Raw genomic sequence first — 338 nt, forward strand, 5'->3', positions numbered from 1 at the left:
AAAAAATTCGATAACACCGGAGAAGACATGGAGGATCTAATCTCCATCGGCACGATCGGCTTGATTAAAGCCATCGAGAGCTACCGCCCGAACAAAGGCACAAAGCTGGCCACATTTGCTGCCCGTTGTATTGAAAACGAAATTCTGATGCACCTAAGATCCTTGAAGAAGACTCGTAAAGATGTATCCCTGCATGATCCAATTGGGACGGACAAAGAAGGTAATGAAATTACACTTATCGATATCCTTGGCTCCGAAGCTGATGATGTCATTAAAGAAGTTGATTTGAAGATCGAGAAGAGCAAGATTTATCGTAATCTTGATATTCTGGATGACCG

The 338-nt window shown here is 42.6% G+C and carries 1 protein-coding gene; it reads left to right on the plus strand.

Going from position 1 to position 338, the window contains the following annotated elements; genetic code table 11:
• On the plus strand, window positions 1-338 hold a 338-nt coding region (locus CA598_RS31825; RefSeq protein ID WP_306440503.1), incomplete at both ends, for a sigma factor.

This window comes from Paenibacillus sp. VTT E-133291, assembly GCF_002264395.1.
In the GTDB taxonomy this organism is placed as follows: Bacteria; Bacillota; Bacilli; order Paenibacillales; family Paenibacillaceae; genus Paenibacillus_AQ; species Paenibacillus_AQ nitricinens.